This is a genomic window from Aquitalea aquatica (assembly GCF_013911085.1).
In the GTDB taxonomy this organism is placed as follows: domain Bacteria; phylum Pseudomonadota; class Gammaproteobacteria; order Burkholderiales; family Chromobacteriaceae; genus Aquitalea; species Aquitalea aquatica.
This window is the reverse complement of sequence record NZ_JACERN010000003.1, coordinates 105,832-120,109: the sequence shown is the minus strand read 5'-3', so window position 1 is coordinate 120,109 and position 14,278 is coordinate 105,832. Positions and strand designations below refer to the sequence as shown.

The window sequence follows — 14,278 nt, the reverse complement described above, 5'->3', positions numbered from 1 at the left end:
GGCGGCCGGGCTGCAAGTCAACAACACAGGAGAAATTCTATAAAGGCAGATGCCCGGACAAGGCATTGAGCTTACGCAGGGCCAGGCGGAAGCGGGTATGTGCACGGGAAACGGTGGATTCACTGATATCCATTTGCTGCGCAGCAAAGTAGCCGGTCATGCCTTCCACTTCCATCAGCCACACAGCTTCGCGCGAGCGTTTTTTCAGGCCGATCAGGTCGGCAACCTGGTTGAAATCGTCAAGTTTCATGGCTCTGATCTCCGACATCAAACTGAGGGGACTTGGCACTGCCAGTCTGTACCCAGGCGGGCAAGCCCGGCAAGACTGCAAACCGCAGCGGCTTGTTTTTTCAGCATAGATGCTTGCATAAAAAATGCATTATTTGATTTCCATCAAAGGCGGCCATAGCGCGGTATACCGGGGGAAAACCTGCTGTTTGGCCGCTGCCGGACTACTGCGTACGGCTGTCGGCTGCCTGTCGCACTGGCCCCAGATACTTGTCCAGCATGGCTGACAAGGCCACGATGGATAATGGCTTGGTGAGAAAATCATCCATGCCGGCTGCGCTGGTTTTTTCCTGCTCTTCCACTCCGGCATTGGCGGTGCAGGCGATGATGGTGGTCGGCGTTCTGGCCGGGTGTTCCGCCTCATAATTACGGATCAGCCGCGCCAACTGGTAGCCATCGGTATTCGGCATCTGGCAGTCGGTCAGCAGCAGGCTGAAATGGCCGTCCTGCCACTTGGCATAAGCCTCGGCACCGTCTTCGGCCAGTTCCACCCGGTAACCCAGCTTTTCCAGCTGCAGGGTCGCCAGCTTGCGGTTGGTGGGATTATCCTCGGCAAACAGAATCGGCAGGGTCGCCTGGTCCTGATTGCTCACCAGGCTGGCCGCACCGCCCGGCAGCTGTTGCAGCGATTCTTCCAATTCATGCGCATCGGCCATGGCCACCACCAGCAATAGCGAAGCGCAGCTACCCTGCCCGACCGCGCTGTCCAGACTCACTTCCCCGCCCATCAGCTTGGCCAGCCGGCGACAGATAGTCAGCCCCAGCCCGGTGCCGCCAAAGCGGCGTGAGGTATCGGACTCGGCCTGAGTAAAGGGCTGAAACAGTTTGGCCAGGCCCTCGGCATTGATGCCAATACCGCTATCCTGCACTTCAAAACGCAAGGTTTGCGAGTGGCCTTCTTCTTCCAGCAACAGCACGCGCAAGGCAATCCGGCCATGGGCAGTAAATTTCACCGCATTGCTGACGAAGTTCTGCAAAATCTGGCGTACCCGTAAGGGGTCCACCACCACGGCGGCGGCCACGCGTGGATCGATCTCCAGCACGAACTCCAGCCCTTTGCGCGCGACTGCCTGCGAATACAGGGTATGCACCTGTTCCAACATGGGCCGCAGCGCAGTGGGGGTCATCACCACCTCCAGCTTGTCGGCCTCGATCTTGGAAAAATCCAGGATGTCATCGATCAGCCGCAGCAAGGTGCGCGCCGACTCCTGTATGGTGTCCACCGAGTCTTTCTGCTCCGCATCCAGCGCAGTCATCGCCAGCAACTCCAGCATGCCCAGCACGCCGTTCATTGGCGTGCGGATTTCATGACTCATGGTGGCCAGAAAGGCCGACTTGGCCTTATTGGCCGAATTAGCCTGATCGCGCGCTTCCAGCAACTCGCGCTCGGCCTGCTTGCGTTCGGAAATATCGATACAGGCCAGAATCGCCCCCTGCTCCGGCTGTTCAGCAAACAGGTTCATACCCTCGAACAAGACCCAGATCGGCGCACCCTGCCCGCTCTTGCATTCGATCTCGCAGCCTAGCTTGGTCTGCTTTTGCACCATGTCATTCAACTGACTGGTCAGTTCGAACCAGCCTTCGTCGGACAGCACCAGCTCCATCAGATGCCGGCCCGGCAATTGCTCGCGGCCGCGGAGGAACATCGCTTCGGCCATGCGGTTGGCGCGGACAATCTGCATATTGGCGTTCAGCCGCAACAGGCCGACCGGCGAAGCGGAATAGATCGCCTCTTCTTCCTGCAATACCGCCCGTAGCTGCGCTTCCGAATGCAGGCGACGGTCTTCCTCGTCATAGAAACCCAGAATACTGGCGCAGGAACTGACCAGGGGCCGGATATCCTTTTCCACCAGCAAGGGGTCCGCGCCGCGCAGGCAGATGATGGCGTGAATCTGTTCATCCTGTACCACGGGCAAACTCGCCCATGCCGACTCGTTGGCCAGGGCCGACATCAGGTAGCTGACCGGGTCCAGCTCATTCCGGATGCTGGCCAGGTCTGGAAAATGTGCCGGCCACTGCCCGGCCTGCACATTGATATTCAGCGATCCATCGCTGACATTGAACAGCTCCAGCAGGAAGCCATCCGCCGCTGCGGCAAAGCGTTTGAACTCATCCAGCAGCCGGTTCAGCACCTGCTCGCGCGGCCAGCGGCACAACATCAGGTTTTCCACATGGGAAATGGCCGACAGCATGTCCAGATTGCGCTCCAGCGAATGTTCGGCCAGCCTGCGCTCGTGTTCATTACGGACGATCAGCAGATAAACAGTATGGGCACTGCTGTCCTGGAAGCGGGTCAAGGTCAGCCCGGCAAAAAAACAGCGACCGCTGCGTTCCATGCCCAGGCCCTGCAAATTGATGCCCACCTCATCCCCGGCCAGCAGCATGGCCTTGTCCAGGTCATCGCCCATGCGTAGCAACTGATCGATGGGCAAGCCGAGCAGCCCGCCCATCGGGTAATCAAACATACGCTCGGCACCGGCGGCAGCGCTCTGGATCATGCCGCTATCGCTGATGGTCATGATGGCGTCGCCGGCGGCATCCAGCATGCGCTGCTGATGATTGAGCGGCTGCAGCACCTTGCGCACCATGAAGTACAGCAAGGCCACGCCCAGCACCAGCAAGAACGCTCCCAGCAAGCTGTCGCGCAGCAGCAGGCGGCGATAGTGTTGATGATTCTGCTGGATCAGTTCGCCAGTCATGTCGGACAAAACCATGAAGGTATCGCGCGCAGCATCCTGGGTTTGCGTCAACTGCCTTTGCAGTTGGGCTGCTGCCAGCGGATTGTTGCCATGCTCACGCAATATCTGGGTTTGCTGCTTGGTCTGGATATTCAGTTGCAGGGCCAGCGCGGAAAATTGCCGCATGCGCTGCGTCAGCCGCGGATCATTGGCATAGCGGGCATCGGTGCGCAGTTTTTCCAGCAGTACACCAGCCAGGTCCAAGCGGGCGCGCAGGTCCTCCTCCTCGGTTTCACTCAGCATGGAGTTAAGCTCTGCCCGCAACACCAGCCCCATGGCAGCGGCCCGCAGGCTGCGCGCCACCAGCCAGCCATCCTGCTTGATGGTGTCCAGCAAATTGATGTCGGCACTGCCGCTGAGGTCGATGCGGTTGCCGGTTTCCACCATCATGGAACTCAGTGTGCCCTGGACATTGCGTATCGCCAGCTCCAGCCCATAGCTGAGGGTTTCATCGCGGGCGAAGGACTCGTTCAGCCGGGAATTGACTTCATTGCGTAGCCGTTTGAAATTTTGCAATTGCCCGGAAAACTGCTCGCCATAGTGACGATCGTCCGACAACTGCCGGAAGGACTGCAACACTTGCCCGGCCCAGAAATCCGTCCCCTGCTGCAAACGTGACAACGCGGCGCGCTCGGCCACACCCGGTGCCGTGTTACGGTTCAGCAGAATGCGGGCCTGAATGGATTCACGCCGCGACAGATCAGCCACCATGAACAGTTGCCGGTTGATATTGTTCAACTGCATCAGCTGTTCGGCTTGTTGATAGTTGGCCCAGGACACCACCAGCAACTCGGCAATCCAGGCCAGCTGGATTCCGCCCAACAAGATGACAATCAGTAAAACCGCCCGGCTAATAGACAAGGTCTGAAGTACCTTGTTGCTTATTTTTTGGCGCATACCCCACCCTGAATTGTGCCAAGGCTATCAAGCCTTGCTGCCGGCATGCCGGGCTATTGCTACGGTATAGCCGCCAAGCAAGGACATTGACATCAAAAATTCAGAGCATTAGGCAAGGGCACTGCCAAGCGGACCAGCCAGGCAGCAGCTTTAGTGCGGCTAACAAAATAGCGTAGTGGCCCCAGGCAAAGCGCACCGACACAGACAAAACAAGCAGTACGACCAAAAGGCGCAACGCCACAACAGGGCTTTTGTGAGCGGCGCGTAGTGGGTGGAGAGCAGCAGGAGAGGGAGTGGCAGACAGGATGCACGCAGCATCAGACCAGCGCCGCATGACCACCACTGCGCAGCAGCGACACAGGCTGGTTATCCGGCGGCGCACTCTCTTGCCAGACCACCGGTAGTGGAGGTGCTGGCGCGCACAACCATGCTGCATCGTCACCATCAATTAAATAGTTGCCGTGGAAAAATGGTCGCAGCCACTGTTAAACCGCCCGTTCAAGACCTAACCAGTCCAGCATGCCCAGCCCGGCAGCGCGGCCACTGGCCAGGCAGGCGGTCAGCAGGTAGCCGCCGGTTGGCGCTTCCCAATCCAGCATTTCTCCGGCGCAGAACACCCCGGGCAAGGCCTTGAGCATCAGCCGCTCGTCCACGGCTTCGAAACGGACACCACCGGCAGTGCTGATGGCTTCGTCGATGGGCCGCGTGGCATATACGGTCAGCGGCAGGCGCTTGATACCGGCGGCCAGCGCGCTCATATCGGTAAAGGCTTCCTTGCTCAGACACTCGCGCAGCAGGCCGGCCCGTACGCCCTTGAGATTGAGCCGGCTTTGCAAATGGCTGGACAGCGAACGCGAGCCACGCGGGTGGGCGACTTCGCTCAGTACCTGTTCGGCGCTTTTCTGTGACAACAAATCCAGATAACAGGTGGCCGAACCCTGCGCCAGCAGCGTGTCGCGCAGTGCGGCGGAAAACGCATAGATCAGATTGCCTTCCACACCATAGTGCGTCACCACACACTCGCCGGTCTTGCGCACGGTATTGCCCGCCAGATCGGTAAATTCCAGCGTCACCGTCTTCAGTGGCTGGCCGGCAAACTTGTCGGCAAAGTGCGCACTCCAGTTGCAGTCAAAGCCGCAATTGGCCGGCAACAAGGGCCGCACGGCAACCCCCTGTTCGCTGAGCAAGGGCAGCCAGCTGCCATCCGAACCCAGCTTTTTCCAGCTACCACCGCCCAGTGCCAGCAATACGGCAGCGTGTTGAACTTCCGATTCACCATCTGGCGTACTGAAGCGCAAGGCGCCGTGAGCAGCCCAGCCCAGCCAGCGGTGGCGCACCCGGAACTGCACCCCGCCTTCACGCAAGCGCGACAGCCAGGCACGCAGCAAGGGGGCGGCCTTCATTTCGCGCGGAAATACCTTGCCAGAACTGCCGACAAAGGTTTCCACCCCCAGCCCATGCACCCATTCGCGTAGCTGGTCGGCATCGAAATCCTGCAGCAGCACGCTCAGCTCGGCCTCACGCTCGCGGTAGCGGCTGAGGAAATCGGCCTTGGCTTCGGCGTGAGTGATATTCATGCCGCCGACACCGGCCAGCAGGAATTTGCGCCCCACCGACGGCATGGCGTCATACACCGTCACCGCCACGCCCACAGCCGCCAGCACCTCGGCAGCCATCAGGCCGGACGGACCTCCGCCGATGATGGCGACACTGGATGAGGACGTGGGCTGCTGCATGAGGACTCCTGACTGGTGGCCAAGCACCCTGACCGCAGCACGCAAGTGCCAGATTCAAGGTGCTGCCTGTTGATTGAGGCGGGATTGTTGCAGAAATCACGCGATCTCCCAAGCCGCATCGTGCCAATGCCGCCATCGCGGGAAAAAATTTGACTTAAACCAAGCACAGTTAATATGACCTACGTTACGCTGGCCGCTGTTACAGGCCATGACGGCTCAATAAAAACATAAGCAACAACATAAGGAGGCGGGGCTCCCGTTTGCAATGAGAAAATTTTCCGAATGGCCAATCTGGCTGAGACTGACCAGTGCCATCTGGTGCTGCCTGGTACTGGCGTGGAGCGGGCTGATTGCCTGGGAAACCACGGTCAGCCGAGACATCGCCGTATCACAGGCCAAGGATCTGGCCAGCAGCATGAATGAAATGACGCTAGCCGGCCTCACCGGCATGATGATGACCGGCACGGTAGGCCAGCGTGATGTATTCCTGGATCAGATCAAGGAATTATCTGCGGTGCGCGAGCTGCGGGTGATCCGTGGCGACGCCGTAAGCAAGCAGTTTGGCCCCGGCAATGCCGGCGATAAGGCGCATGCGGCAGATGAGGCAGAAAAAGGGGCGCTCGCCAGTGGTCAGCCGTTTATCGCCATCGAATCCACCCCGCAACTGGGCGAACACCTGCATGTGGTGTACCCGGCGCGTGCATCAGCCAATTATCTGGGCAAGAACTGCATGGGCTGCCACCAGGTGAGTGCCGGTACACCGCTGGGTGCGGTCAGCATGCGTATTTCGCTGGAAAAACCCTATGCCTCGGTCACCCAGTTCCGCAACCAGAGCATTCTGTTCGCCGTCGTCGCCTCGCTGCCGCTGATGGCGGTGGTCTTCTTCTTTATTCGCAGCTTCGTCACCCGGCCGCTGCAAGCCATGGCCGGTGGCCTGTCGGAACTGGCCAAGGGCGAAGGCGATCTTACCCGCCGGCTGGAAGTGCGCCATCAGGATGAAATCGGCCAGACCGCCGGCCTGTTCAATCAGATGCTGGGCTCGATTGCCGATCTGGTCAGACAAGTTGGCAGCGCAGCCCGCACGGTAGCCTCCTCTGCCGGCCAGCTCAGCAGTGGTGCAGAAAAGCTGGCTGACAGTTCACGTACCCAAAACGCCCAGTCGCAGGATGCGGCACAAGCCGTGGAGCAGCTGGCACAGCATATCGGCGAAATCGCACGCCACGCCGAACAGGTGCTGGAACAATCAGACGAAAGCCTGCAGCGCTCGGAACAGGGCCGCCGCAACCTCACCCAGCTGCAACAGGAGGTCAATCAGGTGCAGCAGGCGGTGGAAATGATGGCCGAGGCGGAAACCGAGCTGGTGAAATCCACCAGCTCCATCACCAGCATGACGCAACAGGTGCGCGACATCGCCGAACAGACCAATCTGCTGGCGCTGAATGCCGCCATTGAAGCAGCCCGCGCCGGTGAAGCCGGGCGCGGCTTTGCCGTGGTGGCCGATGAAGTGCGCAAGCTGGCGGAAAAATCCGCCCTGTCCGCCCGCGAAATCGACACCGTCACTGGCGCGCTCAACCACAAGACCGAAGCGGTACGCCAGGCGGTGGCCGCCAGCCTGACCTCGCTGGAAGCCAGCCACCAGTCGGCAGGACAAGTGGCCAGCGTGCTGGAATCGGCCAGCGATTCGGCCACCGCCGTACGCAATGGTCTGCGCCAGATCGTGCAGGTGACCGAGCAGCAGCGCGAAACCAGCCAGCGCGTCACCCGCAATATCGACAGCATTGCCGAACTGGCCAGCACCAACGACAACGCCATCCAGCACACCGTGCGCTCGGCAGAAGAGCTGGAAAGCCTGGCCGCAGGACTGAACGACTCGGTAGCCCGCTTCAAGGTATAAGCCGGATAACACCACCGACAACGCCAGTGAGCCGCTCACTGGCGTTTTTTCTTGTGCCAAGTCATTCAGCACACAGCAAAAAATGCCACAAGCCGTCAGCTTTACCCCACGTGCAGCAAGGCTTGTTTGGACAATGCCGCCGCAGCTGTTACACTGCCCACCCTTTCTGTCGTTACATCGCCAAGTCCGTGAAAAAAATCGCCTTTTCCAGCCTCACCGCGCTGCCTGCCGCCCTGCTTTCCAATCTGGACAGCCTGGGTTATCACAGCATGACCCCCATCCAGGCCGAAAGCCTGCCGGTGATTCTGGAAGGACGCGACCTGATCGCCCAGGCCAAGACCGGTAGCGGCAAAACGGCAGCCTTCGGCCTTGGCATGCTGGCCGGCATCAATCCGCGCTGGTTCGCCGTGCAGGGCCTGGTGCTCTGCCCTACCCGCGAACTGGCCGACCAGGTGGCGCAGGAAATCCGCCGCTTGGCCCGCGGCATCGACAATATCAAGGTAGTCACCCTCACGGGCGGCTCGCCCATGGGCCCGCAGCGCGGCTCGCTGGAACACGGCGCGCACATCGTGGTGGGCACGCCTGGCCGGCTGCAGGACCATCTGTTCCGCCAGTCGCTGGATCTGTCCAATGTGAAAATGCTGGTGCTGGACGAGGCCGACCGCATGATTGACATGGGCTTCATCGAAGAAATCGTCGGCATCGTGCGCGCCTGCCCGCGTACCCGCCAGACCCTGCTGTTCTCGGCCACCTACCCGGACACCATCCGCAAGGCCAGCGCGCAGTTCCTGCGCCAGCCGGTAGAAGTGAAAGTACAGGCCCTGCACAGCGGCGACCATATCGAACAATGGTTTTACAAGGTCAAGCCGGAAACCCGCCTGGAAACCGTCACCCGCATCCTGCAGCATGTGCGCCCGGCTTCGGCGCTGGCCTTCTGCAATACCAAGGAACGCTGCAAGGAGCTGGTGAAAGACCTGCAAAACCGTGGTTTCTCGGCACTGGCCCTGTATGGCGATCTGGAACAGCGCGACCGCGACCAGATCCTGCTGCGCTTTGCCAACAAGAGCACCACCGTGCTGGTGGCCACCGACGTGGCCGCCCGTGGCCTGGATATCAAGGAGCTGGATCTGGTGATCAATGTGGACGTGAGCCACGACCCGGAAATCCACATTCACCGTATCGGCCGTACCGGTCGCGGCGAGCTGCATGGCCTGGCCATGACCCTGACCTGCGAAAACGATGCGCGTCGTCTGGTGCAAATCGAGGATTACCAGAAAGCCCCGCTCACCTGGGCCGAAGTCACCGAACTGACCCCGGCTCCGGGCGGCCAGCTGATTCCGGCCATGGTGACGCTGGAAATTGCCGGCGGCAAACGTGACAAGCTGCGCCCCGGCGATATCCTGGGTGCACTGACCGGCGAAGGCGGCATTGCCGGCAGCCATGTCGGCAAGATCAACGTGCTGGAAGGCGCCAGCTTTGTTGCCCTGCAACGCGACATCGCCCAGCAAGCCTTCGAACAATTGTCGGTCAGCAAGATCAAGGGCCGCTTGTTCAAGATGCGTTTTGTCGAATAAGCCCCCAGCTGCCAGCCATGTAAAAGCCACCCCGCGGGGTGGCTTTTGTCATTTCAGCCGCGCAACACACTGACTTAGAACGGCTTGTCGCCCAGAATGGTGGCACGGTGCATGATGCGGCGCGTCGGGCGGTAATCGTCCACCGCATAATGGCTGGTGGAACGATTGTCCCAGAAAGCCACGTCCCCGGCCTGCCAGCGCCAGCGGATGCTGAACTCTGGCCTTGCCTGATGAGCCAGCAGGAAAGCCAGCAAGGCTGCGCCCTCTTCTTCAGGCAATTCGTTGATTTCGGTAGTGAAACCGCCATTCACAAACAAGCCCTTGCGACCGCTCTCTGGGTGGGTACGCACCACCGGGTGGCTCAGCGGCGGATTGTCGCGCCGGGTTTGCTCCCATTTCTCGCGGTCGGCCGGCGTCAGGCCAAAACGCTTGAGCGGGAAGGTCTTGGTAAAGTCGTGGGTGGCGGTAAGGCCATCAAGCAAGGCTTTCAGGCGGTCGGACAGCGCATCCCAGGCGGCAAAGCTGCTGGCCCACAGGGTATCGCCACCAAACTCCGGCAGCTGGCGCGCCGCCAGCACCGCAGCTGCCGGCGGGGTTTCGATGAAGGTGACATCGGTATGCCAGATGGCATTGTCTTTCAGGTCGAACGCGTCGGTATCCAGAATCATCACCTGCGGCGCATCCGGATGCTGCGGGTAGATGGGGTGGGTGTGCAGATCGCCAAAGCGAGCGGCAAAATCACGCTGCTGGCGCGGGCTGATGTCCTGCTCACGGAAGAACAGCACCTGGTGCTGCAGCAGCGCCTGGTGTATCTCCTGCTGCTGGCTGTCGGTCAGCGGCTGCGCCAGATCCACGCCTTCGACAATGGCACCCAGCGCCGGGGACAAACGGGTAAGCGTCAAACTCATCATGTATTCCTTGCAACATTCAGTCGTGGCCACCACCGCACGGCAGTGGCGCTAAGGTTAATCCTGCTGGCCATGCCAGGGAGCCAGACGGCGTTGCAGCAGCCGCAGCCCCAGTTCCAGCGCAAAGGCGATGACGGCGATCACCACGATGCCCAGAATCACCACGTCGGTCACCAGGAACTGGGCGGCAGACTGCACCATAAAACCCAGCCCGCGGGTGGCGGCTACCAGTTCGGCGGCCACCAGGGTGGACCAGCCGGTACCCAGGCCAATGCGGATGCCGGTGAGAATTTCCGGTAGCGCTTCCGGCAGGATGACAAACCACAGCAGCTGGCTGCGGCTGGCGCCCAGCGTCTGCGCTGCACGCAGGCGGTTACGGCTTACCTGTGCCACGCCGTGACTGGTGGCGATAATCACCGGTGCCAGCACGGCCAGGAATATCAGCAATACCTTAGACAATTCGCCAATGCCGAACCAGATGACGATCAAGGGCAGATAGGCCAGCGGCGGCACCGGGCGATAGGCTTCGATCAGCGGATCGAGCAGGCCACGTGCCACCGGGCTGACACCCATCAGCACGCCCAGCGGAATACCCAGCAATACTGCGGCGGCCAGCGCCAGCACGATGCGCTGCAAGCTGGCTGCCAGATGCTGCCACAGCGTGGCATCCATGAAGCCCTGAGTGCTGACCGTGACCAGCTTGGCCAGCACCGCTTCCGGTGAGGGCAAAAACAGCGGCGGCACAATGCCGCTGTGCGACAGGCCCCACCAGCCACCCAGTACGGTAATCAGGCTGAGCAGGCTCAGCCAGCCACGGCGATACTGGGCCCACCACCCGCTGCGCAATACGGCGGGGTCAGGCACGATCTCGTCCGGTACCGGCTTGCTGGCAGCCACCGCCGCCAGTTTCTGCTCCAGGGTGTTTTCCAGTGCATTCATGCGGCAATCTCCTCGGCCTGGCGGCGATGATCAAACAGCGTGGTCAGCAATTGCTCACGCAGGGCGATAAAGGCCGGGTCGGACTTGATGGCACGCGCCGACTCGCCATCCCGGTAACGCTGGCTGAAGCCCGGCCGCAGGGTCTCGACGATGCGCCCAGGCCCCGGCGACATCAGTACCAGTTCGGTGGCCAAAAACAGCGCCTCTTCGATATCGTGGGTAATCAGAAAGATACGACGGCGCGCCTGTTGCCACACTTTCAGCAATAGCTCCTGCATTTGCTCGCGGGTAAAGGCATCCAGCGCACCAAATGGCTCGTCCATCAACAGCACCTGCGAATGGCTGGCCAGTGCCCGGGCAATGCCCACCCGCTGACGCTGCCCGCCGGACAGCTGCCAGCTATAGCGACCGCCGGCTTCGGGCAGGTCAACCAGGCGCAGTACCTCGTCGGCCCGCGCCAGCCGCTCGGCCTTGGCCACGCCTTGCAGGCGCAGGCCAAAGGCCACGTTGTCACGCACATTCAGCCAGGGCAGTAGCGCATCATGCTGAAACACCACCGCCCGCTCGGCCCCCGGCCCGGTCACCGGCTGGCCAGCAAAGCTGATCGTGCCGCTATCGGGCTGAACGAAGCCGGCGAACAGGTTGAGCAGGGTAGTCTTGCCGCAGCCGGACGGACCCAGCGCAACGGTCAGATCATCCGGGCCGATGGCCAGCGACACCCCGGCCAGTGCCGGACGGGCTTGGCCGGGATAGCGCACGCTCACCTTGTTGGCGGAGAGAATGGTCATGATTACTTCGCCGCTTTGACAAACTGGTTGCTGACATAAGGCGTGTAATCAGGCTGCAGGCTGTCCACCTTGCCCTGCGACTTCAAAAAGGCCGCCGTATTGGCCACGGCCTGCACGAAGGGCTTTTGCAGCAGGGCAATCTGCTCTTGCTGGGTGAGGAAGCGGTTGCCCTGCAAGCCGGCAATCACATCAGGTGCGGCCGCACCGGTCAGGCGGCTTATCTTGTCGATATTGTCCTTGTTGGCAATAAAGGCCTTGGGATTGGCCACGTAGCCGGCAATGGCATCCAGCGACACCTTGGCAAATTTGTTGACGAATTCCGGGTGCGCTGCGGCAAAATCCTTGCGCACGATCCAGATATCGTAAGTCGGCGCACCCCACTTCGACACTTGCGCCGAACTGGTCAGCACCTTGCCACTGGCCTTGATCTTGCCCAGTGCCGGGTCCCACACATAGGCGGCATCAATATCACCACGCTGCCAGGCTGCGGTAATTTCACTCGGGCGCAGGTTCAGCACATTCACCTTGGTCGGATCGACCTTCCAGTGCTTCAGCGAGGCCAGCAGGCTGTAATGGGTGGTGGATACATAGGGCACGGCCACTTTCTTGCCGATCAGGTCTTGCGGCTTGCTGATCTTGCTGCCATTGCGCACTACCAGGGCTTCGGCATCACCGATTTCATCGGCTACCAGGAAGGTCACGATGGGCAGGCCACGGCTGGCCGCCGCAGCCAAGGGGCTGGAGCCCAGATTGCCAATCACCACATCGCCGGAGGCCACGGCGGCAATCACTTCCGAGCCGCTTTCAAACTTGCGCCAGTTGATCTGGCTGCCGGTGGCCTTTTCATAAGTACCGTCGGCTTGCGGAATCTTGGTGGGGTCGATGCCGGTCTGGTAGGCGACGGTGACAGTATCGGCAGCCAGGGTGAAGCCGCTGAGCAGGGTGAGCGAAGCAGCAATCAGGCTAAGACGGGGCAGTTTGGCGTAGTTCATCATGCTTTCCAGTAATGGGTGTGGGTTTTGTTGATGCACACCAATCTAGCAAGCTGTCCTGGCAAAACTAAGCAAGAAAAAACGCATTACTTATCAAAAATCAGCCATTGACCGAGTACCACCAAGTGATAACTGACAAGGTGTTTATGAAAATCATCTGATGTGACGCAAAGACCCCAGCACCCGCCGTCCTTATCATTTAAATCATTGAATTTAAAAAACCACTAGCCACTCGCAAGAAAAAGCCAATTTACTGCCAGTGCCGTTTTGTGGTGAACGTTTTGCCTTTGCCAGGCGCAGGCAAAAAGCTGTAAAGTGTTTAAAATGAATCAACCGATCTTCAAATAGAACAAGCTGGCTATCAGGGGGACATCAAAGAATGTTTGGATCAGGCAACAAAAAACGCATACAGCAACTGCAAGATCGGGTGACCGAACTGGAAAGCGCGCTGCAACAAAGCCAACGGCAGTTACAGGACAGCGAACAGGCACGCCAACAGGCCGAAGCACAAATCAGCGCACAACAGAGCCAGGCCCAGCGCAATCAGAGCTATGTCGAGCCCTTTGGCGACTTCTGCATCAGCCTGTCCAGCATTCGTGGTTCCTTCGCCGAACTGGCGGCACTGATGGAAAACAATTTCGGCGCAGCGGCCGATGCGGTCACCACCCTGCACCACACCCGTGGCGCAGTGGATACGCTGGCACACAGCTTTGATGAAATTGCCCAGGCCCAGCAGAAAACCGCCGAATCCATGGATTCGCTCAACAGCAAGACCAGCCAGATCCGCCAGTTTGTGCAGTTGATCAAGGATGTCGCCGAACAGACCAATCTGCTGGCGCTGAACGCCGCTATCGAAGCCGCCCGTGCGGGTGAGCAGGGCCGTGGCTTTGCCGTGGTAGCCGACGAAGTGCGCAAGCTGGCCGAGCGCACAGCCAATGCCACCAATGAAATTTCCACGCTGGTCACCGACGTGGAAAGCGCCTCGCTCAGCACCAAGCTGCAAGTTACCGAAGCCGCCGGCCAAGTGGCCGGCTACCGCGACACCGGGCTGGAAACCGCCGCCGCCATCCGCAGCATGGTGGATGTCAGCGAGCAAATGGCGCGGGTCATCGCCCAGGGCACCAATACCAGCTTCATGGAGGTGGTCAAGCTCGACCATGTGGTGTTCAAGCTGGACATCTACAAGGCCTTCATCGGCTACCACGACCTGGCAGCAGACAAAGTGTCCTCACACCAGCATTGCCGTCTGGGCAAGTGGTATTACGAAGGCCGTGGCGCACAGGAATGTAAGGGAAACAGCCAGTTCATGCAGCTGGAAACCCCGCATGCCAATGTGCACAACGCCGGCAAGGAAGCACTGAACGCCTTCCACGCCAAGGATTTCGCCAAGGCCAGACAGGCGCTGCAACGCATGGAAGAAGCATCTGATCAGGTGATGGATCTACTGACCCAGCTGGAACAGCAGCCTTGCCATAACAAGCTCTAACGTGCCCGCACGCACCCGCCGTGACCATCATGCAGGCC

10 protein-coding genes are annotated in these 14,278 nt (G+C 60.2%); 3 read left to right on the top strand and 7 right to left on the bottom strand.

The window, feature by feature from the left end; genetic code table 11:
* Positions 1-37: 37 nt before the first annotated feature.
* The 3 genes from H2Z84_RS01425 to H2Z84_RS01415 all read right to left on the bottom strand — a co-directional run bounded on the left by H2Z84_RS01425 (position 38) and on the right by H2Z84_RS01415 (position 5,659).
* A complete protein-coding gene (locus H2Z84_RS01425) occupies positions 38-250 on the bottom strand; it encodes a sigma factor-like helix-turn-helix DNA-binding protein (RefSeq protein WP_059286182.1) in 213 nt (70 codons plus the stop codon).
* Positions 251-452: 202 nt separating this feature from the next.
* Positions 453-3,851, bottom strand: coding sequence for an ATP-binding protein (locus H2Z84_RS01420; protein WP_181834385.1), 3,399 nt, complete (start codon positions 3,849-3,851; stop codon positions 453-455).
* A gap of 557 nt (positions 3,852-4,408) precedes the next feature.
* Positions 4,409-5,659 (bottom strand): TIGR03862 family flavoprotein, encoded by a 1,251-nt coding sequence (locus tag H2Z84_RS01415; protein ID WP_181834384.1) that lies wholly within the window; start codon positions 5,657-5,659, stop codon positions 4,409-4,411.
* Positions 5,660-5,924: 265 nt separating this feature from the next.
* On the opposite strand from H2Z84_RS01415, the gene H2Z84_RS01410 reads away from it, so the two are divergent.
* Both H2Z84_RS01410 and dbpA read left to right on the top strand, forming a co-directional pair.
* Positions 5,925-7,553, top strand: a complete 1,629-nt coding sequence (locus tag H2Z84_RS01410) for a methyl-accepting chemotaxis protein (protein WP_181834383.1) — start codon at positions 5,925-5,927, stop codon at positions 7,551-7,553.
* A gap of 188 nt (positions 7,554-7,741) precedes the next feature.
* On the top strand, positions 7,742-9,127 hold the full coding sequence (gene dbpA, locus H2Z84_RS01405; RefSeq protein ID WP_181834382.1) for an ATP-dependent RNA helicase DbpA: 1,386 nt from the start codon (positions 7,742-7,744) through the stop codon (positions 9,125-9,127).
* Between the two features lie 74 nt (positions 9,128-9,201).
* On the opposite strand, the gene tauD is transcribed toward dbpA, so the two are convergent.
* Genes tauD through tauA form a run of 4 tightly spaced genes read right to left on the bottom strand, consistent with a single transcriptional unit; the run spans position 9,202 to position 12,754 of the window.
* The gene (gene tauD, locus H2Z84_RS01400) at positions 9,202-10,035 is read right to left on the bottom strand and encodes a taurine dioxygenase (protein WP_220272649.1); all 834 of its coding nucleotides are present in this window, start codon (positions 10,033-10,035) and stop codon (positions 9,202-9,204) included.
* Positions 10,036-10,092: 57 nt separating this feature from the next.
* The gene (gene tauC, locus H2Z84_RS01395; protein ID WP_181834380.1) at positions 10,093-10,974 is read right to left on the bottom strand and encodes a taurine ABC transporter permease TauC; all 882 of its coding nucleotides are present in this window, start codon (positions 10,972-10,974) and stop codon (positions 10,093-10,095) included.
* Positions 10,971-11,762: a taurine ABC transporter ATP-binding subunit gene (tauB, locus tag H2Z84_RS01390; protein WP_181834379.1), complete on the bottom strand. Its 792-nt coding sequence runs from the start codon at positions 11,760-11,762 to the stop codon at positions 10,971-10,973. The genes tauC and tauB overlap by 4 nt, the downstream gene beginning before the upstream one ends.
* A 2-nt stretch (positions 11,763-11,764) precedes the next feature.
* A complete protein-coding gene (tauA, locus tag H2Z84_RS01385) occupies positions 11,765-12,754 on the bottom strand; it encodes a taurine ABC transporter substrate-binding protein (protein WP_181834378.1) in 990 nt (329 codons plus the stop codon).
* A 379-nt stretch (positions 12,755-13,133) separates the two neighbouring features.
* Here tauA and H2Z84_RS01380 point away from each other — a divergent pair, with 379 nt between their 5' ends.
* The gene (locus H2Z84_RS01380) at positions 13,134-14,240 is read left to right on the top strand and encodes a methyl-accepting chemotaxis protein (RefSeq protein ID WP_181834377.1); all 1,107 of its coding nucleotides are present in this window, start codon (positions 13,134-13,136) and stop codon (positions 14,238-14,240) included.
* The last annotated feature ends 38 nt before the right edge of the window (positions 14,241-14,278 follow it).